General features: G+C 69.4%; 22 protein-coding genes and 2 pseudogenes. 9 read left to right on the top strand and 15 right to left on the bottom strand.

The genetic code is table 11. The features are described 5' to 3' along the window. The first annotated feature begins 70 nt into the window (after positions 1-70). Positions 71-1,318, top strand: coding sequence for a winged helix-turn-helix domain-containing protein (locus tag CRT60_RS09380; protein ID WP_098736123.1), 1,248 nt, complete (start codon positions 71-73; stop codon positions 1,316-1,318). A 12-nt stretch (positions 1,319-1,330) separates the two neighbouring features. Here the strand turns inward: CRT60_RS09380 and CRT60_RS09375 are convergent, their stop codons facing one another. The 6 genes from CRT60_RS09375 to CRT60_RS09350 all read right to left on the bottom strand — a co-directional run bounded on the left by CRT60_RS09375 (position 1,331) and on the right by CRT60_RS09350 (position 7,056). Then, positions 1,331-2,416: a sensor histidine kinase gene (locus CRT60_RS09375; protein ID WP_098736122.1), complete on the bottom strand. Its 1,086-nt coding sequence runs from the start codon at positions 2,414-2,416 to the stop codon at positions 1,331-1,333. 96 nt (positions 2,417-2,512) lie between these two features. After that, positions 2,513-4,219 carry an oligopeptide/dipeptide ABC transporter ATP-binding protein gene (locus tag CRT60_RS09370; protein WP_098736121.1) on the bottom strand — a complete coding sequence of 569 codons (1,707 nt, stop codon included), beginning with the start codon at positions 4,217-4,219 and terminating at the stop codon, positions 2,513-2,515. Then, positions 4,216-5,016 (bottom strand): ABC transporter permease subunit, encoded by an 801-nt coding sequence (locus CRT60_RS09365; protein ID WP_098736120.1) that lies wholly within the window; start codon positions 5,014-5,016, stop codon positions 4,216-4,218. The genes CRT60_RS09370 and CRT60_RS09365 overlap by 4 nt, the downstream gene beginning before the upstream one ends. 16 nt (positions 5,017-5,032) lie before the next feature. After that, positions 5,033-5,797, bottom strand: a complete 765-nt coding sequence (locus CRT60_RS09360; RefSeq protein ID WP_098736119.1) for an ABC transporter permease subunit — start codon at positions 5,795-5,797, stop codon at positions 5,033-5,035. Between the two features lie 101 nt (positions 5,798-5,898). Next, the gene (locus CRT60_RS09355; protein WP_204561758.1) at positions 5,899-6,600 is read right to left on the bottom strand and encodes a metallophosphoesterase family protein; all 702 of its coding nucleotides are present in this window, start codon (positions 6,598-6,600) and stop codon (positions 5,899-5,901) included. Between the two features lie 12 nt (positions 6,601-6,612). Then, positions 6,613-7,056: a DMT family transporter gene (locus tag CRT60_RS09350; RefSeq protein WP_098736118.1), complete on the bottom strand. Its 444-nt coding sequence runs from the start codon at positions 7,054-7,056 to the stop codon at positions 6,613-6,615. Positions 7,057-7,259: 203 nt separating this feature from the next. On the opposite strand from CRT60_RS09350, the gene CRT60_RS09345 reads away from it, so the two are divergent. The 4 genes from CRT60_RS09345 to pcp all read left to right on the top strand — a co-directional run bounded on the left by CRT60_RS09345 (position 7,260) and on the right by pcp (position 11,296). Next, positions 7,260-8,015 carry a helix-turn-helix domain-containing protein gene (locus tag CRT60_RS09345; RefSeq protein ID WP_244592374.1) on the top strand — a complete coding sequence of 252 codons (756 nt, stop codon included), beginning with the start codon at positions 7,260-7,262 and terminating at the stop codon, positions 8,013-8,015. 136 nt (positions 8,016-8,151) lie between these two features. Next, positions 8,152-9,033 (top strand): RNA polymerase sigma factor RpoH, encoded by an 882-nt coding sequence (rpoH, locus tag CRT60_RS09340; protein ID WP_098736116.1) that lies wholly within the window; start codon positions 8,152-8,154, stop codon positions 9,031-9,033. A 104-nt stretch (positions 9,034-9,137) separates the two neighbouring features. Next, complete coding sequence (locus CRT60_RS09335) at positions 9,138-10,628, top strand: tetratricopeptide repeat protein (RefSeq protein ID WP_244592373.1); 1,491 nt, start codon at positions 9,138-9,140, stop codon at positions 10,626-10,628. 20 nt (positions 10,629-10,648) lie between these two features. Beyond that, positions 10,649-11,296: a pyroglutamyl-peptidase I gene (gene pcp, locus CRT60_RS09330; RefSeq protein ID WP_098736284.1), complete on the top strand. Its 648-nt coding sequence runs from the start codon at positions 10,649-10,651 to the stop codon at positions 11,294-11,296. 69 nt (positions 11,297-11,365) lie between these two features. Here the strand turns inward: pcp and CRT60_RS09325 are convergent, their stop codons facing one another. Beyond that, on the bottom strand, positions 11,366-12,250 hold the full coding sequence (locus CRT60_RS09325; RefSeq protein ID WP_098736114.1) for a LysR substrate-binding domain-containing protein: 885 nt from the start codon (positions 12,248-12,250) through the stop codon (positions 11,366-11,368). Positions 12,251-12,402: 152 nt separating this feature from the next. Between CRT60_RS09325 and CRT60_RS09320 the strand changes: the two genes are divergently transcribed. Beyond that, positions 12,403-12,831, top strand: coding sequence for a VOC family protein (locus tag CRT60_RS09320; RefSeq protein ID WP_098736113.1), 429 nt, complete (start codon positions 12,403-12,405; stop codon positions 12,829-12,831). 31 nt (positions 12,832-12,862) lie between these two features. Here the strand turns inward: CRT60_RS09320 and CRT60_RS09315 are convergent, their stop codons facing one another. Further along, positions 12,863-13,738, bottom strand: coding sequence for a LysR family transcriptional regulator (locus tag CRT60_RS09315; protein WP_342210671.1), 876 nt, complete (start codon positions 13,736-13,738; stop codon positions 12,863-12,865). A gap of 149 nt (positions 13,739-13,887) precedes the next feature. Here CRT60_RS09315 and CRT60_RS09310 point away from each other — a divergent pair, with 149 nt between their 5' ends. After that, on the top strand, positions 13,888-14,601 hold the full coding sequence (locus CRT60_RS09310; protein ID WP_098736283.1) for an SDR family NAD(P)-dependent oxidoreductase: 714 nt from the start codon (positions 13,888-13,890) through the stop codon (positions 14,599-14,601). Between the two features lie 13 nt (positions 14,602-14,614). Here CRT60_RS09310 and CRT60_RS09305 read toward each other — a convergent pair whose 3' ends face one another. Together CRT60_RS09305 and CRT60_RS09300 are read right to left on the bottom strand one after the other, a co-directional pair. Further along, on the bottom strand, positions 14,615-16,162 hold the full coding sequence (locus tag CRT60_RS09305; RefSeq protein WP_211100113.1) for an ABC transporter ATP-binding protein: 1,548 nt from the start codon (positions 16,160-16,162) through the stop codon (positions 14,615-14,617). Positions 16,163-16,173: 11 nt separating this feature from the next. Beyond that, entirely contained in the window at positions 16,174-17,169 is a 996-nt protein-coding gene (locus CRT60_RS09300; RefSeq protein ID WP_098736111.1) for a BMP family lipoprotein, read from the bottom strand. Positions 17,170-17,404: 235 nt separating this feature from the next. Here CRT60_RS09300 and CRT60_RS09295 point away from each other — a divergent pair, with 235 nt between their 5' ends. Then, positions 17,405-18,058, top strand: coding sequence for a LysE family translocator (locus CRT60_RS09295; protein ID WP_098736110.1), 654 nt, complete (start codon positions 17,405-17,407; stop codon positions 18,056-18,058). A gap of 21 nt (positions 18,059-18,079) precedes the next feature. Here the strand turns inward: CRT60_RS09295 and CRT60_RS09290 are convergent, their stop codons facing one another. After that, complete coding sequence (locus CRT60_RS09290; RefSeq protein WP_098736109.1) at positions 18,080-18,742, bottom strand: DedA family protein; 663 nt, start codon at positions 18,740-18,742, stop codon at positions 18,080-18,082. A gap of 294 nt (positions 18,743-19,036) precedes the next feature. Between CRT60_RS09290 and CRT60_RS09285 the strand changes: the two genes are divergently transcribed. Then, complete coding sequence (locus CRT60_RS09285) at positions 19,037-20,737, top strand: methyl-accepting chemotaxis protein (protein ID WP_098736108.1); 1,701 nt, start codon at positions 19,037-19,039, stop codon at positions 20,735-20,737. Between the two features lie 324 nt (positions 20,738-21,061). Here CRT60_RS09285 and CRT60_RS09280 read toward each other — a convergent pair whose 3' ends face one another. From CRT60_RS09280 to CRT60_RS09265, 4 genes and pseudogenes are all read right to left on the bottom strand, one after another. Next, positions 21,062-21,874 (bottom strand): IclR family transcriptional regulator, encoded by an 813-nt coding sequence (locus tag CRT60_RS09280; RefSeq protein ID WP_098736107.1) that lies wholly within the window; start codon positions 21,872-21,874, stop codon positions 21,062-21,064. 126 nt (positions 21,875-22,000) lie between these two features. After that, positions 22,001-23,413: a sigma-54 interaction domain-containing protein gene (locus tag CRT60_RS09275; RefSeq protein WP_244592372.1), complete on the bottom strand. Its 1,413-nt coding sequence runs from the start codon at positions 23,411-23,413 to the stop codon at positions 22,001-22,003. Positions 23,414-23,818: 405 nt separating this feature from the next. Continuing rightward, positions 23,819-24,052, bottom strand: a pseudogene (locus tag CRT60_RS09270) (branched-chain amino acid ABC transporter permease); the annotation flags it as partial. Then, positions 24,052-24,204 (bottom strand): annotated as a pseudogene (locus tag CRT60_RS09265) (ABC transporter permease subunit); the annotation flags it as partial. The pseudogenes CRT60_RS09270 and CRT60_RS09265, both read right to left, overlap by 1 nt. Positions 24,205-24,458: the final 254 nt, after the last annotated feature.

Below are 24,458 nucleotides of genomic sequence, written 5' to 3'. Positions count from 1 at the left end.
CTCCACGCCGCCTTGACGAAAATCAAACGCATTCTCAAGCTGGCGTCCCATCCAACCTCCCTCCGAACCCATGCCCCGTCCCGACAGCCTGTCCCTGCGCGAGGCGCGCCGCGTCGCCATCGCCGCCCAGGGTTTCGCCAGCAGTGCCGCCACCACTGATGCCGATACCACCGCCGACACGGTCGAAGCCCGCCATGCCCGGCGCCTGATCGGGCGGCTGGGGCTGGTGCAGATCGATTCGGTCAATGTGCTGGTGCGCTCCCATTACCTGCCGCTCTTCTCGCGGCTCGGACCGTACGAGGCGGCCCTGCTCGACCGGCTGGCCTATGGCGGCAAGCGGCGGGCGCTGTTCGAATATTGGGGTCACGAGGCCTCCCTGATCCCGGTGGAGCAGCAACCGCTGTTCCGCTGGCGCATGGCGCGGGCCGAACGCGGCGAAGGCACCTATGGCGAACTGGCGCGCTTCGCCGTCGAACGCCGTCCCTACATCGAGTCGGTTCTGGCGGAGGTGGCGTCACGCGGGCCGATGGGAGCGTCCGAACTCAGCGAGGCCGGGCGCGGCGCCGGCGGCTGGTGGGGATGGAGCGACGGCAAGCGGGCGCTGGAGTTCCTGTTCTGGGCCGGCCTCGTCACCACCGCCGGCCGGCGCGGGTTCGAACGGCTCTACGACCTGCCGGAGCGGGTGCTGCCCGCCGCCGTGCTCGACACCCCCACCCCGGAGGAGGCGGAGGCCCAGCGCGCCCTGCTCCGCATCGCCGCCCACGCCCATGGCGTGGCGACCGAGCGCGACCTGCGCGACTATCACCGGCTGGACGTGACAGACGCCCGCCTGCGCATCGCCGAGCTGGTGGAAGCCGGCGACCTGCTGCCGGTGACGGTGGAGGGCTGGGACCGCATCGCCTACGTCACCCCCGACCTGCGCATCCCGCGCAAGGCCGCGTCCCGCGCCCTGCTCTCCCCCTTCGATTCGCTGATCTGGGAGCGGCAACGCACCGAGCGGCTGTTCGGCGCCCGCATCCGGCTGGAGATCTACACCCCCGCCCACAAGCGCGAGCATGGCTATTACGTCCTGCCCTTCCTGATGGACGAGCGCATCGCCGCCCGCGTCGATCTGAAGTCCGACCGCAAGGCCGCCACCCTGCTGGTCCAGGCCGCCCATAGCGAGCCGCATGCCCAGGCCGCTGCCGTCGCCCCGGCCCTGGCGGCGGAGCTGCGCCGGCTGGCCGGCTGGCTCGGTCTGGAGCGGGTGACGGTGGTCGGTGCCGGCGATCTGGCGCCGGCCTTGGCGGGGATGCTGGGCGACGCTCAGGGATACTGAAGCCGGCTCCGCCTACCCCACCACCCGCTGCGGCGGGAAGCGCAGCCGCACCGTCGTCCCGCGCCCCAGTGCGCTGTCGACGGCGAGGCTGCCGCCATGCAGCTCCACCAGCGCGGCGGTCAGCGGCAGGCCGAGGCCGGACCCATGCTGGGCCACCGTCATCGGATCATAAGCGGGGTCGTGCAGCTGCGCGAAGGCGGTCAGCGCCTGCGGAATGCGGTCGGGCGGCATGCCGCGGCCGTCGTCGGCGACCGCCAGCACCAGACCGCCGTCCGCCTCACGCTCCGCCGACACCGTCACATGGCCGCCGGCTGCTGTGAATTTCAGCGCGTTGCCGACGAGGTTGGTCAGCATCTGCCGGACCAGCGACGGGTCGGCCCACAAAACCGGCAGATCGGGCGGCAGGTCCGCGGACAGGGTCACGCCCGACCGCTCCGCCCGGCACGCCATCATCGACAGGGTGGCATCGACGATCAGGGCCGGCGGGCACTCCTCCTCATGCAGGTCCGGCCGCCCGGCCTCGATGCGGGCAAGGTCGAGCAGGTTGTTGATCAGCTCCAGCATATAGTCGCCCGCGGCGACGATCTGGGCCGCCGCCTCGCCATAGCGCGGGCTGTCGGGCGGCCCCAGCAGCCGGTCGCGCAGGATCTCGGCGAAGCCGATGACGGCGGTCAGCGGCGTGCGCAGCTCGTGGCTCAGATGGTGGACATACTCGGACTTGCGGCGGTTGGCCGCGGCCAGTTCCAGCGCCTGGGCCTTCAGGTCCGCACTCTCGGCCGCCCCCTCCACCAGGATCAAATCCCAGTCCGGCACAGGTCCGATGCGGGCGGTCAGCGCGAGCGGCGGGCCGTCGGCTCCCCGGACGATCACGGCGCGCCCGGTCTTCGTCCCGCCGGTGGCCGCCACCGGTTCCGCCGGCTCGATCCGCAGGCCGCCACCCGCCGCATCCGGGTCGAGCAGCGCGCGGGCCGTCCCGTTCAGCCAGACCACGCCGCCATCCTCCGGCCGCGCCAACCACAGCGGCGTGGCGAGCCCGGCCAGCAGCTCCAGTGCCGGCAGACGGTTCAGATCGGGCATGGTGACGGACAGGGACGGCATCGGCTCCCCGGCGGCAGGCGTTCACGATGTGGAAACCAACGTCCTGAAAGGATAACACGATGGCATGAAAACAGCCAGCCGTTGAGTCGATCCAGCTCACCCGTCCGCCGGCGTGTCCCAGTAATGGCAGGCCACATGATGGCCGGGCGCCACCTCCTCCAGCGTGGGAATGGCCTGGGCGCAGAACTCGCGCGCCAGCGGGCATCGGCGGCGCAGCGGACAGCCGGCCGGCTGGGCGAAGGCCGACGGCGCGTCGCCCTCCAGCGCCGGGCGTTCGCCCTGCGCCGCCGCCAGCATCGCCCGGCTGTAGGGGTGCAGCGGCGCCGTGCGCAGCGTTCCGGCGTCAGCGCTCTCCACCACCCGGCCGGCCAGCATGACGACGCCGCGATGGGCATCGCGCAGCCCCTCGTCATACCGCTCGGTCGCCAGGACCAGCGACAGCCGGCGGCGGTCGCGCACCGCCATCAGCGTGTCGAGGAAGGTTTCGCGCTCCTCCGCCGACAGGCGGGATGCCGGCTCGTCGGCGACCAGCACGCGCGGCTCCGACAGGATGGCGCGGGCAAGGCCGGCATGGGCGGCCTCCGCAACGCTCAGCGCCGACGGCCAGCGGAGCGCCGCCTCCGGACGCAGGCCGGCTTCCTCCAGCGCCTCGTCGATGCGGTGGTCGCGGCGGTCGGCGGCGATGTCCGGACGCAGGCTCTCCAGCACAAGGCCGAACTGGGCGCCGAGCGTCATCGCCGGGTCGAAGGAGGCGGCCGGGTCGGGGAACAGCGGTTGCAGGTCGCGCCGGGCGCGGCGCAATCCACCGCGGTCGGGGTCGTCGCCCCGGGCGTCCCCCGCAGCGGACGGCGCGGCGGTCGCCATCAGGTCGCGGCCCATCCAGACCACCGCCCCCGCCGTCGGCGGCGGCAGGCACAGCAGCGAGCGGGCGAGCGTCGCCTTGGCGCTGCCGGTCTCGCCCAGCAGGACCAGCGTCTCACCCGTGCGCAAATCCAGGTCGATGCCATGCAGCACCGCCAGCGACCGCGCCTCCCCCCGCGGGCCGGGGGCGAGCGGATAGGACATGCCGACGCCGCGCGCGTGCAGGCGGGCGGTGCCGGGCGGCTCCAGCGGCGTCAGCGGTTCGGTCCTTGCCGGGTTGGCCGGCAGCAGACGGGCGCGGCGCAGCGCCAGCACCCGGTCGGCCGGGCCGGCCAGCCCATCCTCCGGCCGTCCGGCCAGGATCAGCGCCACCCCGTCAGCCCGCGCCCAGTCGGCCAGCCGGTGAAGAAGCCGCAACCGCACCGTCGGATCCAGCCCGGCGGCCGGCGCGTCGGCCAGCAGCACCGCCGGCCCCACCGCCACCGCCATGGCGAACAGGCAGGCCCAGCGCAGCTGCTCCGGCAGTTGCTCCGGCGGCAAATCGAAGCGCCGGGCGGCGGCGGGAACGCCCATGCGGTCCAGCCCGTCGGCCATGCGGCGCAGCGACGACCGCAGATCGAGCCCCAGATGGTGGCCGACCACCTCCGCCACCTGCAGGGCCAGCGGCCGGCGTGGCGCCAGCCGGCCGCCCTGGGCGATCAGCAGATGCCCGTCGATGCGGGCGCTCCCCGCCATGTCGACGCCGGCCGGCAATTGGCCGGCGAGCGCCCCCAGCAGGGCGGTCTTGCCGCTGCCGGCCCCGCCGGTGATGGCCAGAACCTGCCCGCGCTCCACCAGCAGAGTGGCGCGGTCGAGCAGGACGCGGTCGCCCAGCATGAGGGTCAGCGCCTCGGTCTCGACCGGCGCGGGCTTCGCGGCCCCGAGGACGGATGCATTCTTCATGGTTTGCGGTGTCCGGTCGCCATGCCGTCGGCGATGGCGCAGGCGGCCCACAGGGCGAGCGCCAGCAGCAGGGCCCGCGGGACGAAGGCCACCGGGTCGCCCAGCCGCGCCGCCAGCCCGACCGAGGCGCCCCAGCTGCCCAGGGCCGGCGGCAGGCCGAGTCCGAGCAGGCTGGCGAAACTCTCCGCCGCCAGGACCCGCGGCAGGGCCAGAACCCCGGCGGCCAGCAGCGGGCGCGTCAGGTTGGGGATCAGGTGCCGGCGCACCACCTCGCTTTCCGGCAGGCCGGCAGCGCGGGCGGCGGTCAGGAACTCCGCCCGCATCAGGCTCGACAGCTCGGCATGGGCGAGCGCCGCGACCGCCGGTGCCGCGGTCAGCGCCGTGACCAGCGCCAGCAGCCAGACCGGCCCCATCAGCCCGCCGGCGAGCGGAACCAGCAGGGCGAGCGGCCAGCCGGCCATCCGCTGGGCGGCGGCGATGGTACGCCGCTCCGCCCGGTTGCCGGCCAGCGTGCCGAGCATCCCGGCCAGCAGCGCCCAGCCGATGCCCAGCAGCCCGCCCAGCACCGCGGCCAGCAGCGCGAAGGACAGGCTGCCCCGCCCGTCGAGCAGCGCCGCGGCCACCGGGTCGGCGTCCAGCCGGTGCACCGCGCTTCCGTCGGCCATCAGCGGCGCCGCGGCACAGGCAAGCACCAGGGCGGCGAGGATGGCGGCACCCGACAGCCCGCGGGCGAAGCCGGCACGCGGGGTCTCCGGCGGAACCGGATGGGAAAGCGGCGGTTGGTCGTACTCGGCCATCGGGGTCCTTCTTCGGTCACGCCCCTTCGTAGGGCGTGGAACTGTGGTTGGCCGGGTCGATCCAGTCGCGCACCCCGAGGCCCAGCGCGTTCAGCAAAGCGGTCAGCCCGCCCAGCGCCACCAGGACCGGCACCGCCCCGGCGGCCGATCCGGCGCGGGCGGCATCGACCATCAGCGCCCCCGCTCCCGGCAGGTCCAGCAAGCTTTCCAGCGCCACCGCGCCGACCATCGCCGCCAGCACCGCGGCACGCAAGCCGCCCATCACCGGGGCGACCGCCTGCGGCAGGGCGTGGTGGCGCAGCACGGTGCGCTCGTCCAGCCCCAGCCCGCGGGCCATCCGCACCGCCCCACCCTCCGGCCCCGGACCCAGGGCGCGGCCCATCGCCGGGCGGGCCAGCCGGGCGGCCTGGCAGGCGGCGGGAATCGACAGGGCGGTCCAGCCCAGCGGCGCCGCCGACGCCCCGGCCCGAACCGCCAGCGCGGCGACCGCGGCCAGCAGGAAGCCCGGCAGCAGCGGCCCGGCTCCGGCCAGAAGCCGCCCGACCAGCCCGCCGGCCGACCGCGGCGCGAGCGCGGCCCAGGATCCGGCCAGCGTGCCAAGCGCGGTTCCGACCGCCAGCGACGGCAGCGTCAGCAGAAGCGTCACCACCAGCCCGCGCAGCAACGCCATGGCGGCATCCGGCTGCGGCGCCACCAGTGCCGACAGCCCCACCCCCGCCACCATCGGCAGGACGGCGGTCGGCACGGCATCGATCAGGCGGCGGATCACGGGACGCGGCATCTGGGCAGGGGGACCGGTGGGGAAAGGACCATGACTGGAGAGACATGCGACCGTAAGCGCCCCTCCCCCGCCGGGCAACAGAATTAGCGTCGGGCGGTGACTCAGCCCGATCGGACCGAACCGGTTTCGAGGATGGCGACCAGTTCGGTTTCGACCGGGTGCGGCAAGCCCAGGCTCTTGAGCTTCGCAATCGTCGCCCCGACCGGATAGCGAAAGGATTTGAGTTCGAAACGACCGTCCTGGCAGACGGCGTAGCTTGCCAGCGTCGTGCCGTCGCGGGGTTGGCCGAGGCTTCCCGGATTGAGCACCACCCTGTCGCCGATCCTGCGCAGCATCGGCACATGGGTATGCCCGACGAGGAGGACATCGGCCCGCAATCCGTCGAGTTCCCTCTCCCACCCGGCGGCGTCCTCGGGATGCCGGCCATAGAGCGGATCCGACGGCATCGCGTGCGTCAGGTGAAACCGGAGACCGTCGCGTTCGGCCTGCGCCTGCTGCGGCAGCCCGCGCAGATAGGCCTTCTGCGCGTCGCCGAGAGCGGACGACGTGTAACGCCGGGTCGCTTCGGCCATCGGACGATAGCGCGCGCTCCAGCGTCGGTCGTCGTCGTGCGCCACCGCATGGTCGTGGTTTCCCTGGATCGCCAGGGACGCCTTTTCCATGATGTCGGTGACGACTTCGTTCGGCTGCGGCCCGTAATTCACGAGATCGCCCAGCACCCAGAGTTCGTCATACGCCTCGGGCAGGGCGCGCAAGGCGTCATGGTTGCCGTGGATGTCGGATATGATGACCAGCTTCACCATGGTCTCCCGGTGTCAGATGCGGATCAGGACGACGCCCAGCAGCAGGGACGCCGCGCCGGCCAGCCGGGCGGGGCTCACCGGGTGGTGGGGAAGCCCGAACAGGCCGAAATGATCGAAGGCAAGCGAGCCGAGCATCTGCCCGACGACGATCAGGGCGAGCACGGTCGCGGCGCCGAGGCGGGGAACCATCAAAATGGCGGTCCCGATGAACAGCGCGCCGAAAAGGCCCCCCGTCCAGGACAGCCACGAGGTCGGTCCGGCCAGCGTGTCGGTGAGCCGGGGAACGGAGGAGGTCAGCGCCACCGCCAGCATCGCCAGCATGCCGACGAGGTAGCTGACGAAGCCCGCCCACCAGGGCGACCCGAGCTCGGCCCGCAGGTTCGCGTTCAGCACCTGCTGCAAAGCGACGCTCACGCCGGCGCCGACCACGAGAAGATAGGAAAAGGCGGCGGTCATGCCGTACTCCCCGAATATATGCCGGCCGGCATGGATGGCTTTCCAGGCGGCGCGTCCCGAAAGATGGATAGCAGCGCCGTGCCTTCGCCGTCTGGAACGCATGTGACCGGACCGCGGCTTTGCCCATGCAACCGGGACTTGATTACGGTTGCGCGAACGTCGATTTTCCGAAAGGGCTGAGCCCGAAAGCGGGGTGGTTCGTCATGGCGGTGTCATTTCAGTTTCCCAACGACATGTGCAGCGGCGGCATGGGCAGCGGCGGCCGCTGGGACTATTGGCGGCCGTTCAGCCGCGACATCGTCGAACTCGGCGTCGTGTGCGGGCAGGACGTCTCGCTGCCGGTGCATTTCCATGAAGAGGACCAGCTGACATTCGTCCTGTCGGGCCGCCGGCGCTTCCTGATCAAGGACAGGCTGTTCGATGCCGCACCGGGCGAGGGGGTGAGAATTCCGGCCGGAACGCCGCACAGCTCCCTTTCCGAACCGGCCGATGTCTTCTGCATCAACATCTACACCTCGCCCGGGGCCTGCAACGCCGCGGCCCTGTTTGCCGGGATGGCACTGCTGTGGCGGCGGCAGGGGAGCATCGGCTGGCCCGATCTGGCGGCGATGATCGAGAACCACCGGCAAAATCACCGGTGCGGGGACGGCATGCCGCCGCAACGGGTGGAGACGATGCCCCCTTCCTGGGAAACGGTCGGCGAGGGTGCCCGCCTTGCCGGGATGAGCCGCGAAGGCTTCTCGCGCAGCTTCCGCAAGCAGCACGGTGTCCCGCCGCAGCTCTTCCGGCTGTCCGAACGGTTGAACGAGGCGCGGCGCCTGCTGCGTGCCGGAGAACCGGTCGCCGCCGTCGCGGCCGAAGCCGGCTTTTCCGATCAAAGCCATCTCGGCCGCTGTTTCCGGCGCGCCTTCGGCGTCACGCCGGGCCGGTACCGCCGGAACCTGCCGCCCGCCCCCTGAGACTCCCATACCCGACCGCCGCGCTTGACTTACAGCACCAGTTTTGTACTATATGCCTGCCTGCTCCGCCGGAGAGGCCTGGGCCCGCCAATTGGGGGTCCTGAACCCGTCATATCGCTTTGCACGAGGATGTGACATGAGCACCGCCATTGCCCTCCGTTCGCCCGATTCCGGCGAATCCCTGTCCCGCTACATCAACGACACGCACCGTTACCCGGTCCTGACGGCCGAGGACGAATACATGCTGGCCAAGGCCTGGACCGAGCATGGCGATGTCGATGCGGCGCACAGGCTGGTCACCAGCCACCTCCGTCTCGTCGTCAAGATCGCCGGCGGTTACCGCGGCTACGGCCTGCCGCTGTCCGACCTGATCGCCGAGGGCAATCTCGGCCTGATGACCGCCGTCAAGAAATTCGAACCCGAACGCGGCTTCCGCCTGTCCACCTACGCGATGTGGTGGATCAAGGCCTCGATCCAGGATTACATCCTGCGGTCCTGGAGCCTCGTGAAGATCGGCACCACCGCCGCGCAGAAGAAGCTGTTCTTCAGCCTGGGCCGCCTGAAGCGGAAGCTGGGCGAATATGGCAGCGGCGACCTGCACCCCGACAGCGTCACCAGCATCGCCACCGACCTGTCGGTGCCGGAGGATGACGTGGTCGCCATGAACCGCCGGATGTCGGGGCCGGTGGCCTCGCTGAACGCGCCGATGAGCGCCGATGGCGATTCGGGCGAGTGGCAGGATCTGCTGGCCGACGAGCGTCCGTCGGTGGAGGAGTCGCTGGTCGAACGCGGCGAAGCCCGTCAGCGCAGCGCCCTGCTGCACGAGGCGATGGCCGTGCTGAACGACCGCGAGCGCGACATCCTGACCAGCCGCCGCCTGTCCGACAGCCCGCTGACCCTGGAGGATCTGTCGGTCCGCTACGGCGTCAGCCGTGAGCGCATCCGCCAGATCGAGGAAAAGGCCTTCGAAAAGGTCGCCCGCCAGACCCGCGTCCTGGCGGCGGCCGTCGCGGCCTGACCCGAAGACAGCTGCGTCCGGAATCCGCGCCAGCTTCGGCGGACGGCACCGTGTAACCCCTCCATCAGCGCCGGCGGTTTCCGCCGGCCTCGTGGAGGCGGCCCATGTCGAAACCCATCCCCCGCGCCCATCCCGAAGTCTCCCGGCCGTCCGCGCGGATGAGTGCCGACGATACCGGCTTCGAAACCGGTTTCTGCACGGCGCTGCGCCTGCATCGGGCCGGATGCTGGGCTCAGGCGCTGGCAATCTACGACCAGCTGCTGGGCAACCCGCTTCTGCCTCCCGCACAGGCGGCGCTCGCCTATGCCAACCGCGGCGCGGCACTGCGCCGGCTCGGCCGGGCGGACGAGGCGGTGTCCTCCTGCATCGAGGCGCTGGTCCGCTGTCCCGACATGGCCGAGGCCTTCGCCAACCTCGGCGCGATTTTGCAGGAGGCCGACCATCCTCTGGCCGCCCTCGACGCCTGCCGCCGGGCCATCGCGCTGGCCCCCGGCCTCCATGCCCCCTATCTGGCGATGGCCCATGCCGGGCAGGATTGCGGCGACCATTCCGGCGCGCTGGCCCTGCTGCACCGCGCAGCAGCTCTCGCCCCGGCAATGCCCAGCGTGCGCTACAATCTGGCCGAGGCGCTGCTCCAGCACGGGCTGTTCGAAGAGGGCTGGCAGGCGTACGAGGCGCGCTGGCAGGCACCGGAACTGGCGCTGACAAAGCCCGCCTGCACCAAACCCGAATGGACCGGCCCCGAATGGACAGGACAGGACATCGCCGGCAAGACCCTGCTGGTGGTGGAGGAACAGGGATTCGGCGACACCCTGCACTTCATCCGCCTGATCCCGCTGGTGAAGGCGCGCGGCGCGCGGCGGATCGTCCTGCACTGCCGGGCTCCGCTGGTCCGGCTGCTCGCCGGCATGGCGGGCGTCGATGCGGTGACCGCCGCCCTGCCCGATCCCGACGCCTACGATCTCTGGGTGCCGCTGCTGTCGCTGATGCAGCGGCTGGCGGTGACGCCCGACCGCATTCCGGCGGCGGTGCCCTATCTCACGCCTCCGCCGGCTGCCGTCCGGCATTGGACCGGTGCCTTGCCGGAGACGGAGGATTTGCGGGTCGGGCTGGTCTGGGCCGGCGACCCGCGGCTGGGCCATGCCGCCGCCAGCCGGACCGACGCCCGCCGCAGCCTCGCCCTTGCCCAGCTCGCGCCGCTGCTGACGGTGCCGGGCGTGTCCTGGGTCAGCCTGCAAAAGGGACCGGCGGCGGCTCAACTGGACAGGCCCGCGGTCTTCGACCCGATGTTTGGCGTCACTGACTTCGCCGACACCGCGGCCATCGTCCGGCAACTCGACCTCGTGATCGGGGTGGACACCGCCGTCGTCCATCTCGCCGGAGCGCTGGGCGTGCCGGTGTGGGTGCTGTCGCGCTTCAGCGGCTGCTGGCGCTGGCTGCTCGACCGCGACGACAGCCCCTGGTACCCGACGCTCCGCCTGTTCCGCCAGCAGCGCCCCGGCGATTGGGCGCCGGTGGTGGCGCGGGTGCGCGAAGAGCTGTTGCGCGCGGCGCGGCTCCCCCGCCATGATCGCGGTCCGGCTCGAACACGATGAAATTCCTCACGGAGTCCGCGATGCCCACCGTCCTTCTGACCGGCTTCGAGCCGTTCGGCGGCGAGCCCGTCAACCCGTCCTGGGAAGCGGTACGGCAGTTGGACGGCTGGGAGTGCCGCGGCCACCGTGTCGCCGCCCGGCTGATGCCCTGCGTGTTCGGCACGGCGCTCGACGCGCTGGAACGCGCGGTGGCGGAAACCGATCCGGTGGCGCTGCTCGCCGTCGGGCAGGCGCAGAGCCGGGCGGAGCTGTCGCTGGAGCGGGTGGCCGTCAACCTCGACGACGCCCGCATCCCCGACAATGCCGGCAACCGGCCGGTCGATGCGCCGGTGGTGGCGGACGGCCCCGCCGCCTATTTCACCAGCCTGCCGGTGAAGGCGATGGCAGCCGCTCTGCGCGACGCCGGCATCCCCGCCGGCCTGTCGCACAGCGCCGGCAGCTTCGTCTGCAACCACCTGTTCTACGGCGCCTGCCATCTGCGGGCGGTGCGGCGGCCGACCTTGCGCGTCGGCTTCCTGCACATCCCGCTCGCGCCGGAGCAGGCGGTGCGCCACCCCGGCATGCCGTCGATGGCAATCGACCGGGTGGTCGCCGGACTGCGCATCGCCGTCGACACCCTGCTGGCGACCGGCGAGGACCGGCATGAGGCGGCCGGCACGCTGGAGTAGCCGGGCTCTGGTTTTTTGATTTTCCGTGCGATTCACGCTCCAGACGATTCCGTCCGGAGCGATCGCACTCTATGCCACCTCGGTCAGCAGCCAGTCCTTGAAACGGCGCACCCGGCGTGCCCGCTCGGCGCCCGGCGCGTGGGCGATCAAATAGCGGCCACGCGGCCGCAGCGTCTCGGTGAAGGGCTGGACCAGCCGACCCGACGCCACATCGTCCCCGGCCAGGAAAACCGGCAGCAGGGCCACCCCCATGCCCGCCGACGCCGCTTCGATGATCATGAAGAAATGCTCGAAAGCCAGCGACAGCGCCGCCTCCGGCAGCGGCAGGCCGAAGGCGGCAAGGTAGACGCGCCAGGAATCGGGCCGGGTGGTGTGCTGCAACAGCCGGTGCTGCGCCAGATCGGCGGGATGGAGCAGCGGCGGCCCCTGCTCCAGCAGCGAGGGCGCGCAGAAGACGCCCATCGTCTCCGGCATCAGGGTCGCGATCTCCGCGCCCGGCCAGTCCTCCACGCCGTAGCGGATGGCGACGTCGATGCGCTCCTTGGCGAAATCGACGCGGTGCTCGCCGATGCTGACCTCGACCTGGATGTCGGGGTTCTCTGCCTGGAAGCCCTTCAGCCGCGGGATCAGCCAGCGCTGCGTCAGGGTCGGCAGCGCGCTGACCCGCAGCACCCCGCCCTCCTGCGCGCGGGCCGCCCGCGCCGCCGCTGCAATGCGGTCGAGCGCCGCCGACGCCTCGCCATAGAAGGCCGCCCCGGTCGGCGTCAGCTCGATCCCGCGGCCGACGCGGCGGATCAGCTCGACCCCCAGATCGGCCTGGAGGGTCTGCATCATGCGGCTGACCGCCCCCTGGGTCACCGCCAGCTCGTCGGCCGCCCTGGTGAAGCTGAGATGGCGGGCCACCGCGACGAAGCTGCGGACGGCGTTGAGCGACGGCAGGACGCGGTCGGGCATGGACAATCCGAATCATGAGTTGAACTCATAAATCTCTGCCCGAGAACTCGTTTGTCAAGTGTGCCGGGATACGCTCTGCTTGGGGCACAAACAGCTCCCTGGCAGCCCCCCGGCAGCCACCTGCCACCCGGTCGCGAAAGGCCAACCCTCCGATGACGACGCTGACGCCCTTCCACATCGCCTTCCCGGTCGACGATCTGGCCGCCGCCCGCCATTTCTACGGCACCGTCCTGGGCTGCCCGGAAGGACGCAGCAGCGACGAGTGGATCGACTTCGACCTGTTCGGCCACCAGATCGTCGCCCACCTGAAGCCGCGCGACCCCGCCGCCGCCCCGGCCCACCACAACGCGGTGGACGGCCATGACGTGCCGGTCCCGCATTTCGGCGTCGTGCTGCAACCCGCCGACTGGGACGTCTTCGCCGAGAAGCTGAAGGCCGCCGGCATCAAGTTCGTGATCGAGCCCTACACCCGCTTCAAGGGTCAGGTCGGCGAGCAGTCCACCATGTTCTTCCTCGACCCCGCCGGCAACGCGCTGGAGTTCAAGGCGTTCGCCGACATGTCGAAGCTGTTCGCGAAGTAACCTGTCAGAAAGCCCGGGCCGCGGGCCGTCCTCACGGATAGGCCCGCCGGCACACCGCCGCGATGGTCTCGCGAAGCCAGCGGTGGGCAGGGCCCGCCTGCAGGCGCGGATGCCAGATGGCGGAGATGGCGAACTCCGCCGTCCGCACCGGCAGCTCGAAGCTGTCAAACCCCTGCCCGCCGGGATAACCGGCCGTCAGCCCGTTGCCCAGGCAGGAACGCGGGACCGCCGCGATCAGGTCCGACCCGGCGGCGACCCGCATCGCGTCGGGGTAGCGCGGAACGACCAGCGCGTCGTCGACTGGCCCGTGAAACTCGCCACGGCGCGACGCGGCGACATGGCCGCAGGCGGCATAGCGCTCCGGTGTCACCGCGCCGTCCGCCAGCAGCGGATGCCCGCTGCGGGCGACGCCGACCAGCCTGTCGCGGAACAGCAGCTGCGTCAGCAACTCCGGCGCCGAGGTGCCGAGCACGCCGATCTCCAGGTCGATCCGCCCGTCCCGCAGCGGCTCCGCCTCCTTGTCGGGCTTCGGCACGAACCGCAGGCGCACATGCGGTGCCGTGTCCGCCACCGCGGCCATCACCGGCGCCGCCATCAGTTCCACGAACCCCTCGCCGGCCCGGATGGTGAAGGTCCGATGGAGCGACGCAAGCTCCAGCCGTCCGGCGGCGGGCCGAAGCACCGCCTGCACATCGCGGCAGAGCGCATGGACGTGGCTGGAAATCTCCTCGGCATAGGGCGTCGGGACAAGGCTGCGGCCGGCCTGGACCAGCAGCGGGTCGCCTGTCACCCGGCGCAGCCGCGCGAGCGCCCGGCTCATGGCGGACGGGCTCAGGCCCAGGCGGCGGGCGGCCCCCGTCACGCTGCGTTCGGTGAGCAGCGCGTCCAGCGGCAGGAGAAGGTTCAAGTCGATGGCCTGCATCGGCGCAGGTTAACCAGACAGACCTCCGACGCATAGCGCCAGGCGCAATCGATCTTTGCATCCTGTGCGTCTGGTGCAAGGCTGGAGCTCCGGACATATGGAGCATGGACATCGACAGCAGGAGCCACGATCCCATGCAGCATCTCCCCAATGACACCCGCCGCAGCATCCTGCTGGTCGGCGCGTCGCGCGGCCTCGGCCATGCCATGGCGGCGGAATTCCTGAAGAAGGGCTGGAGCGTCCTCGGCACGGTGCGCGGTCCCAATCGCACCGAACTCCACGATCTGGCCGACGCCCATCCCGTCCGGGTCGAAATCGAAAGCCTGGACATCTGCGCGCCCGACCAGTTGGCCGCGCTGCGCGACAGGCTGTCGGGCAGAACGTTCGACATGCTGTTCGTCAATGCCGGAACCACCAACCGCGACCCGACCCAGACCATCGGCGAGGTTTCGACCGACGAGTTCATCCACGTCATGACCACCAACGCCCTCGGCCCGATGCGCGTCATTGAAAGCCTGGAGCGCAACGTCTCCGCCACCGGGCTGATCGGCGCGATGTCCTCCGGACAGGGAAGCATCGCCAACAACCTGTCCGGCCAGCGCGAACTCTATCGCGGCAGCAAGGCGGCGCTGAACATGTTCATGCGCAGCTTCGCGGCGCGCCAGGCCGGCACCGCCCGCCCGCTGGCGGTGATGGCGCCGGGCTGGATCCGGACGGCGCTCGGCGGCGCCGATGCGCCGCTGTCCATCGAGGACAGCATTCCGAAGCTGGTCGATGTCCTTCTCGCCAAGCAGGACAGGCCGGGTCTGGAGTATCTCGACTATCGGGGCCAAACCGTTCCCTGGTGAGGAGCGACGGCCCTCACCCGCACCCCGCCATCATCAGCCCCAACGTCTTCTCGTCCGCCCGGTCCGGCATCACCTCGCCGACGATGTGGCCGTCGAACATCACGACGATGCGGTCGGACAAGGCGCGGATCTCGTCCAGCTCGACCGAGACCAGCAGGATCGCCTTGCCCTGGTCGCGCAGGGCCACCAGCCGGCGGTGGATGAACTCGATGGCGCCGATGTCGACGCCACGGGTGGGCTGGCCGACCAGCAGCAGGTCGGGGTTCCGCTCGATCTCGCGGGCCAGCACGATCTTCTGCTGGTTGCCGCCGGAGAAGTTGGCCGCCGCCAGCGAGCCGTCGCGCGGGCGGGTGTCGTATTCCTCCATCCGGCGGGCACAGCTCTCCGCCACCGCGTCGCGGTCCAGCAGAACCCGGCCGTTCCAGGCCGGATCGTCCTGGAAGCCCAGGATCGAGCATTCCTCCGCCGAGAAGCTGGTGACGAGCCCGACCTTCTGGCGGTCCTCCGGCACATGCCCGACGCCCAGGCCGCGCAGCGCGCGGGCGTTGAAGCGGTCGGGCCGGCCGGCCAGTTCCTCCCCGCGCAGGCGGACGGATCCGCCGGCGATGGGCCTCATGCCGGCCAGCGCCTCCAAGAGTTCGGACTGGCCGTTGCCGGACACGCCGGCGATGCCGACGATCTCGCCGGCCCGCACCGACAGGCCGACCCCCTTCACCCGCTCCACACCGGAGGGATCGCGCACCCGCAAGCCCTCGACCCGCAGCACCTCCGCCCCCGGATTGGCTGGCGTCTTGTCGACCCGCAGCAGAACCTTGCGGCCGACCATCAGCTCGGCCAGCTGCTCCCGGCTGGTGTCTCGGGTGGCGACGTTGGCGACCACCTGCCCGCGCCGCATCACCGTGACGTTGTCGGTCAGCTCCATGATCTCGCGGAGCTTGTGGGTGATGATGACGACCGTCTTGCCCTGCTGGCGCAGCGCCCGCAGGATGCGGAACAGATGGTCGGCCTCCTGCGGGGTCAGGACGCCGGTGGGCTCGTCCAAAATCAGGATGTCGGCGCCGCGGTAGAGCGCCTTCAGGATCTCGACCCGCTGCTGGGCGCCGACCGGCAGGTCGCCGACCGGGCTGTCGAGATCGACCTCCAGACCGTAGTCGCGGGCCAGCCGGGTCAGTTCGGTCCGGGCCCGGGCGAGGCCGCCCGCCAGGGTGACGCCGCCTTCCGCCCCCAGCAGCACATTCTCCAGCACGCTGAAGGGGTCCACCAGCATGAAGTGCTGATGGACCATGCCGATGCCGGCGGCCAGCGCGTCACGCGGGGTGCGGATGGCAGCAGGATTGCCGTTCACCCGGATTTCCCCACTGTCGGCGCGCAGATAGCCGTAGACGATGCTCATGATCGTCGACTTGCCGGCGCCGTTCTCGCCGATCACCCCATGGATGGTGCCGGCCGGGACCGACAGCGACACGTCGCGGTTGGCATGGTTGGTGCCGAACCACTTGTTGATCGCCACCGTCTCCAGGGCGACTTCCGACCGGATGGCCGGCGAGTTTTGCTGCGTCATGAAGGGTCCGCTTACGGCTGGTACGGCTTGACCGCCAGCGAGCCCGCGATGATCTGCTTCTTCGCCTCTTCCAGCTTCGCTTCCATCTCCGGCGCGATCAGCTTGCGGTTGTTATCATCAAGCGCATAGCCGACGCCGTCCTCCTTCAGCCCGACGACGCGATGGCCGGCCTTCCAGCTGCCGTCCTTCGCCGACTTCATGCAGTCGTAGACGACGACGTCCACCCGCTTGACCATCGAGGTCAGCACCTTGCCGGGATGGACATGGTTCTGGTTGCTGTCGACGCCGATGGACAGCTTGCCGGCATCGGCCGCCGCCTGCAGCACGCCGAGACCGGTGGCGCCCGCCGCGGCGAAGACCACGTCGGCGCCGCGGCCGAACTGGCTCTTGGCCAGCTCGGCGCCGCGGCCGGGATCGTTCCAGGCGGCCGGCGTGGTGCCGGTCATGTTGACGAACACCTCGTCGGCGGCGGCGACATGCTTAACGCCCTGCTCGTAGCCGGTCAGGAAGTTGCGGATCAGCGGGATGTCCATGCCGCCGATGAAGCCGACCTTGCCGGTCTTCGACGCCAGCGCCGCCGCCATGCCGACCAGGAAGGATCCCTCCTCTTCCTTGAAGGTCACGGACTGGACGTTGGGGGCGTCCAGCTTGTCGTCGATCAGGCAGAACTTGGTCTTGGGCGATTCCTTCGCCACCTTGTCGACCGCCGCGGTCTGCGAGAAGCCGACGGCGACGATGACGGAGGCGCCGCGGCGGACCAGCGTGCGCATCGCCTGCTCGCGCTGGCCCTCGTTGGTGATCTCGAACTCGCGGTAGGCGGTGCCGGTTTCCTTCTTGAACCGCTCGGCGCCGTTATAGGCGGCCTCGTTGAAGGACTTGTCGAACTTGCCGCCCTGGTCGAACACCACGGCCGGCGAGAACTCGTCGGCCAGCGCCGGAGCGCCGCCGCCGACTCCAGCTCCGGCCGCGGTCACCGCCAGCATGGCTGCAAGAATACGCGTCTTCATGTCCCACCCACTCCCGACTGCGGAAACTTGACCCAAAGGATAACCGCGCCATGATTTCACACAACAGGGAAAGCGGACGAAACAACGGAGCGAATCGGGTTGCCCCCGGTTGACGACTGGGACGGGGGCGTTTATCACCCCCGCCGACAGTCATTGCGACGGACTGGCGATTGGCACGGCCATCTGAAGGCACGGCCACCTGAACCTGGCCATAAAAAATTGGGGGCAACGCTCGGTGAACGAAGTCTGGGTGCTCTTGCAGGGAATCGCTCTCGGATTCGCCATCGCCGCACCCGTCGGGCCGATCGGTCTGCTGTGCATCCGCCGCACCCTTCAGCATGGCCCCCTGATGGGCTTCTTCACCGGATTCGGCGCCGCGGTGGCCGACACCTTCTATGGCGCCATCGCCGCCTTCGGTGTGTCGGCGGCGCTCAGCTTCCTGCGCGGGCACGAGATCGCCTTCCAGCTGATCGGCGGCATCTTCCTGCTGGTGGTGGCGGTCCGCACCTTCCGCCAGCATCCCGACGCCGACGAGCGCGAGGCGGCTTCCGCCCCCGACACCAAATCCTGGCTGGCCGGCTTCATGACCGGCCTGTCGCTGACCTTGACCAATCCGGCGACCATCATGGCCTTCATTGCCATCTTCGCCGGCTTCGGACTGGGCGGCACGCTGGACCGGCTGGAAGCCTCCACCCTGGTGCTGGGCGTCTTCATCGGGTCGTCGCTGTGGTGGATAACGCTGTCGATGGGGGTGGCCGCCGTCCGCCACCGCATCTCCGACCGCGGGCTGACCATGCTGAACCACTGCACCGGCGTGGCGCTGGGCCTGTTCGGCCTGTGGGCGCTGGGCATGGCCGCCACCGGCATCGTCGGGATGGCGACGGCCTGATCCCCGGTCGGCAACCGCCTCTCAGCAGCCGGCCGACGGCGTGACACTCGGCGCCTCCGCGGCCGTGCCGCCCTTGCGCAGCAGATGCAGGTGCCGGGACAGCCGCCACAGATAAAGGCCCACCAGCACCACCAGCAGCCCGACGGTGAAATAGCCGACCAGCCGGTGGGCGAAGGGCCAAGTGGACAGCATGTAGCCGGTCCAGGCCAGCAGCAGCGTCCACAGCACCGACCCGATGCCGGACGCCAGCGAATAGTTCAGGATCGACATCTTGCAGGCGCCGGCCGGGATCGAGATCAGCGTCCGCACCCCCGGCACCGGCTGCGAGAACAGCACGGCCAGCCCGCCGCGCTTGGCGAACCAGTCGGTGCTCTGCCGCACCTTCTTCGGGTTGATGGTCAGCCAGGGACCATATTTCTTCAAGAACGCCTCCAGCCGGTCGCGGCCCATCAGCCGGCTCGGCAGGAACCACACCAGCTGTCCGGCCAGCGAGCCGAGCCCGCCGGCGATGGCGACCCCAGCCAGCGTGAACTCGCCGGTTGCCGCCCCGATCCCCGCCAGCGGAATCACCGATTCGGCAGGGATCGGCGGGAAGACCCGCGCCAACGCCACCAGAAAGAAAATCCCGACATAGTGGAGGTTGTGCATCACCTGCACCAGCCAGTCCGTCAAGCCGCCTGCCAAGCCACATCTCCCCTGCCGGACTCCAGCCGCATCCTGAAAACGGCCCGCCGTCATGAAGAGTTCCCGACCGCGAAAAGCGCAAACGGCGGAGGCTCGGGCTCGCCTAATAGCAGAACATTGCCCCGGCCGCAGATACTTTAAAATCGTTCCAAGAATACGACTTTCTTCATAGGTTGTATTTTGTGACATCGGGTAAAGCAATTTTAAGATTATGCAATGTACATAATGAGTTTCTAATAAAAAATAACTTGTAAACTTGTAAATAGAACTCGCAACTTGAGGGGGCGCTAAGAGATGTCTTTGGGAAATCTTAAGATCTCGATGAAGATCATGCTGATCGTCGGCATGCTTTCCGCAATGAGTATGGTTATTGCCGGCTTCGGTGCAATTGGATTGCAATCCCTTGGGTCTGCGATCACGGACCTTGACGAAGCGACGACCGAGGTGCGTCTCAGTTCCCGCCTCAATCGTCTGCTTGCCGAAATCAACCGCGACGAATACAGCCTCGCAGTCGATCCGGGCGAGGTCGGCACCGTATCCGCCGGCATCGAGGAGCGCCGCAAGGCGATTGCCGACGCCATAGCGCGGCTCAAGGGCACGGTCGAGGGAGAGCAGGTGGTCATCCTGCAGAAGATCGAACGGCAGCTTCCCGGCTATTACGAGAAGCTGGCGGCGTCCCTCGATGCGGCGCGCAAGGTCCAGGGCTCGTCCACGCTGAACGACGGACAGCGGACGATCAAGGTCGCCGTGGAGGCGAGCCGCGCCGATGTCAGGACCCTGCGCGGCGACATCACGGCCTTCCTCGATTTCACCGAGAAGGACTCGACCGAACTGGCGCGGACGGCCGAGAAGATGGCGGCCCTGAAGCTGACCTGGATGTTCGTCCTCGCCGGTGTCGGAACCCTGGCGGGGTTGCTGCTCGGCCTGCTGGTTTCGCAGAAGGGCATCGTCGGGCCGATCAAATCCATCGTCTCGTCACTGCGCGGGCTGGCCGATGGAAACCTGACGGTCGAGATCGCCGGAACCGGCCGCCGCGACGAGGTGGGGGCAATCGCCGAAACCGCCAGCGTCTTCAAAGCCAACCTGATCCGCAGCCGCGAGCTGGAAGAGGAGGCGAAGCAGACCGAGGCCAGGGCGGCGGCGGAGCGCAGGCAGACCATGCTCGGCCTGGCGGACGAGTTCGAGACGAGCATCGGCACCGTCGTCGAGGCGGTCTCCAGCGCCGCGGCGCAGCTCCAGTCCACCGCACGGACCATGTCGGCGGTCGCCGAGGAGACGGCCCGCCAGTCGACCGCGGTCGCCGCCGCGACCGAGCAGGCCTCGGCCAACGTGCAGACGGTGGCGGCGGCCTCGGAAGAGCTCAGCAGCTCCATCGGCGAGATCAGCCGGCAGGTGGCCGAGTCCGCCACCATCTCCGGTCAGGCGGTGAGCGAGGCCGAGCGCACCAACGGCACGGTCGAAGGGCTGGCCGTGGCGGCGCAGCGGATCGGCGACGTGGTCAGCCTGATCCAGAACATCGCCAGCCAGACCAACCTGCTGGCGCTGAACGCCACCATCGAGGCGGCGCGTGCCGGCGAGGCGGGAAAAGGCTTCGCCGTGGTGGCGAGCGAGGTGAAGCAGCTCGCCAACCAGACCGCCAAGGCGACCGAGGACATCTCCACCCAGATCGCGGAAATCCAGACCCGGACCGGTGGCGCCGTCAGCGCCATCCGCAACATCGGCCGGACCATCACCCAGGTGAACGAGATCTCCAACAGCATCGCGGCGGCGGTCGAGGAGCAGACCGCTGCCACCGGCGAAATCGGCCGCAACGTCCAGCAGGCGGCCCAGGGAACGCAGGAGGTCTCTTCCAGCATCGCAGGCGTCAGCAAGGCCGCCGAAGAGGCCGGAACCTCGTCGAACGAGGTGCTGTCCGCCGCCTCGCTGCTTTCTCAGGAGGCTGGGCGCCTGCGCAGCGAGGTCAACGGCTTCCTGTCACGGGTCAGGGCTGCCTGACGGGCCGACAGGACGCTTGAACAGAGGACCAGACCCCGGAAGGGCGGAGACGGCGGGGCGTTGGATTGAACGTGCCCGCACATCCCCGACATCCCCGCCCTTCCGGGTGGCCGGCCCCCTGGCACCGAATGGGGCACCGAATGGAGGACCGGCCGGAACAGGACAAACCGGATCGGGAAGCCTGTCTGGAACGATTCAAAGAATGGCTATAAATACCTGATCCGTCCAATCGATTTTTCCGGATACCCCGATAGGGAAAACCGATTGGCGCGGGACGGGGCGGCGGTTTCCCGCTCGCCCCCCTGGCCCCTCACCCCTGGCCTCTTACCCGTTGAACAGGGTCGCGTCGATCCGCCGGACCATCGCCACCAGCCGCGGTGCGAACTCCTCCTCCAGCCTCTTCAGATCGACCATGAAGGCCGGTCCGCCGCAGTTGAAGGCCAGCACCTGAGAGCCGTCGCGCGGCACGAAGGGAACGCCGACGGCATGGACCTCCGACTTCCAGGCGCCGATGGAGCGGCAATAGCCGCGCGTTCGGTAATCCTCGATGGCCTGGAGGATGCCGTCGCGGATCTCCGGCCAGCGTTCCCCCTCATGCTCCTCCAGCTTCGCCATCAGCGGCGCGCGTTCCGCCTCCGGCAAGGCGGCCAGATAGGCGCGGCCCATGCCGGTGGTCGACAGCTTGATGTGGGAGCCGACATCCAGCGACAGGGTGATCGGGCCGGTGGCCTTGCAGCATTCCAGATAGATCATGCTCAGCCGGTCGCGCCCGCCCAGCGCCACCGCCAGCCCGGTCTGGTCGGCCAGTTCCTGCATCAGCGGGCGGGCGACCTGCCGGATGCCCATGCCCGACAGGCTGGCATAGCCGAGCGCCAGCACCGAGGTGCCGAGCCGGTACTTGCCGGTGTTCTGGTCGTAAGCGAGGTATCCCAGCTTGGCCAGCGTGTAGGTCAGCCGCGACACCGTCGGCTTGGGCAGGCCGGTGCGCTGCGCCAGTTCCAGATTGCCCAGCATCGATTCGTTGCGGCGGAAGGCGCGCAGCAGTTCCAGCCCGCGGGCCAGTGCGGTGACGAAGCGCGGATCCTTCTCGTCCTCCGCCAGATCGTCGGCGACCAGAGCCTCTTCCCGCCTGCGCATGCCCGAACCCTCCCGCAAACCAATACGGGACGATCCTGACAGTGGGGGGCCGGCACGTCAATGAAACAGCGTTCCGCAGTACGAAATTTACCGTGCGAAATTTGCTATGGCCAGCCTGTGCCGGGGCTACTGGGTCGCTCCCAGCCCCAGTGTCATCATGCGTTCGTACAGCGACGCGCGCGAAATGCCCAGCAGCTTCGCCGCCCGCGCCTTGACGCCGTTCGCCTCCTCCAGCGCCGCGGCGATGGCATGGCGCTCGGCGGCGTGCAGCACCTCCTGCAACGGCCGCGCACCGGCCGCCAGCGGCAGGGCCGACGCGCCGGCCGGATGCTGGCCGGGCAGAACGCTGCGGATGTGCGGTGCGGTCAGGATCGGCGCGTCGGTCAGCGCCACCACCCGTTCCAGCATGTTGTAAAGCTCGCGCACATTGCCGGGCCAGTCATAGTCGCGCAGCACCTGCACCGCCGATTCCAGCAGTTCCCGCGGCGGCGTGCCCTGCTGGATCGCCAGCTGTTCCAGGATGCGGTCGGCGATGCTCTCGATGTCCTCCGGCCGGTCGCGCAGCGGCGGCAGGGTGATCGGCACCACGTTCAGCCGGTAATAGAGGTCGGCGCGGAACTGCTTCTCGCGCACCAGGGCGTGCAGGTCGCGGCTGGTGGCGGCGATGATGCGGACATCGACCCGCACCACCTTGTTGGAGCCGAGCGGCTCGATCTCCCGCTCCTGCAACACGCGCAGAAGCTTGGCCTGCACCGGCAGCGGCATGTCGCCGATCTCGTCCAGGAACAGGGTGCCGCCGTTGGCGAGTTGGAACTTGCCGTCGCGGTGGCGGCGGTCGGCGCCGGTATAGGCGCCGGGGGCGACGCCGAAGAACTCCGCCTCCAGCAGGGTTTCCGGAATGGCGGCGACGTTGACGCCGACGAAGGGCTTGGACGCCCGCGGGCTGGCGGAATGGATGGCCTGGGCCAGCAGCTCCTTGCCGGTCCCGGTTTCGCCCAGCAGCAGGACGGTCGAATCCATCTGGGCGGCGCGCCGGCCCAGCCGCTTGATCTCGCGGATCGATTCGCTGGCGCCCAGGAACTGCGAGAAGGAGTATTTGGCCCGGCGCTCATGCGCCAGCTCCTGCTGGGTGCGGGCCAGCTCCTCCTGCATCTTCTCGTATTTGCGGACCAGCGGGCGGAGATATTCGGCGCGGTCGAACAGCACGAAGCCGATGGCGCCGATGATCGATCCGTCGGTGCCGAACAGCGGCATCCGCGTCACCACGAAGGACCGGTCGTCGAACTCCATGATGTCCAGCGGCTGCGGCTGGCCGCTGTCGATCACCCGGCGCAGCTGGCTGTTGGGGATGACGTCCTCCACCTGCCGGCCGCGCGGATCGCCGGGAACGCCCAGCAGAGCCTTGTATTTCTCGTCCATCCAGGCGATGCGGCCGGTGTGGTCGACGGCGACGGCGCCGACGCACATGGATTCCAGATGTTCGAACAGGGAGTGGACCGCCCGCTGGCGCAGCGCTTCGAAATCCACGGTGTCGCCCACGTCACCCTCCCAAACGGGACCGATCTTCGTCGTCCCGGTGTCGAGGCCCCTTGCGATGCCCGCTTTGGGGTCTGCTGCGATGCAGCGCAATTTGCCAACAATATCAGAGGTCAACATAGTAGCCCATCCGTCGGATTAAAGGGAAGGCGCACAGGATCGGGCGGGTATGCGCGGTCATGCGCACCCGTTCATCAGACCAGACCTTTATGGAACGGCTCGCAGGCGCACTTTTTAAAAAGGCAACCCGGACCTGTTCTCTACATCCTCCGCCATACCCCTTCGCAATTTCCGGATTTTCAATCAAAGCGGGCGATTGGCGGGTGAGGGGATGAGGAAAAAGAGGGGGACCTCTCGGTCCCCCCTGGGGGAGTTCTGTCGGGAGTTCTGCTGAAACGGCCGGCGGGGTCAGTGCCCCCGCTTCGGCAGGCGGGCCAGCAGTTCGCCGACGATGCCGCGGCGGAAGACCAGCACGCAGACGACGAAGATGCAGCCGATCACCACCGGCACCGGCAGGCTGGTGGAGGCGAGATAGCTTTCCAGCGTCACCACCAGCCCGGCACCGACCACCGGCCCGAACAAAGTGCCCATGCCGCCCAGGAGCGTCATCAGCACCACCTCGCCCGACATCTGCCACGTCACAGCGCCACGAAGGAGCCGATCATGTAAATCTCGCCATGGGCGAAGTTGATCATCCCGATGATGCCGTACACCATCGTATAGCCGATCGCGATCAGGCCGTAGATCGCACCGAGCGACAAGCCGTTGATCAATTGCTGAAGAAAATATTCCATCAGGCAGGCTTCTCCCACTCTCCCAGATCAACGAATAGGCAGGCACGCGAAAACTGGATTTAAGCCGTGTGCGGCAGCGGAGTTCCGATCCGGATGAACGGGGGAGAACATCCAGGACCGAGGCAGGGGACGCTTGGAATCCCGCCGCCGCACCCGGTTCTTGCCGAAGCCCCGCCGGATGCGGGATCCGGCGGGGCTTCGGGCGAATTCGTTACAGGGGACCGCTGCGGGCCGGCATGCAGGGAGCCGGGATC

Origin of the sequence: Azospirillum palustre (genome assembly GCF_002573965.1) — a bacterium.
Classification (GTDB): domain Bacteria; phylum Pseudomonadota; class Alphaproteobacteria; order Azospirillales; family Azospirillaceae; genus Azospirillum; species Azospirillum palustre.
This window is presented reverse-complemented; position numbering and strand designations above follow the sequence as displayed.